General features: G+C 57.7%; 1 protein-coding gene. It reads right to left on the bottom strand.

Translation table 11 applies throughout. The features are described from left to right. Positions 1 to 291, bottom strand: a 291-nt coding sequence (locus ACNQ0T_RS23950; protein WP_417930466.1) for a LysR substrate-binding domain-containing protein, incomplete at both ends; no start/stop codon positions are given.

Consider the following 291-nt stretch of genomic DNA (forward strand, 5'->3'; position numbering starts at 1 on the left):
GGCTGGCACAGAGCACAAAACGAAAGCCTCCCAGCGTTCTGGCGATCAAGCGGGAGTCCACTAATTCACCGCTGCGGATAGCGACATCAACTCCCTCATCGATCAGATTGACCAGCCGGTCGCTAAAGTCGAGATCCAGTTCAACCTGCGGATAAAGACGGCTAAAGGCGGTGAGGACGGGGAGCAACAGGCGGTAGCCAATGACGGGCAGTGAAATCCTCAGTTTGCCGGTGGGCTGTGAGAGACTGCTGGTCAGCTCTGACTCGGCCTCCTGGATCTGCTCCAGGATGC

Origin of the sequence: Enterobacter cloacae complex sp.6700776 (assembly GCF_048284255.1) — a bacterium.
In the GTDB taxonomy this organism is placed as follows: domain Bacteria; phylum Pseudomonadota; class Gammaproteobacteria; order Enterobacterales; family Enterobacteriaceae; genus Enterobacter; species Enterobacter intestinihominis.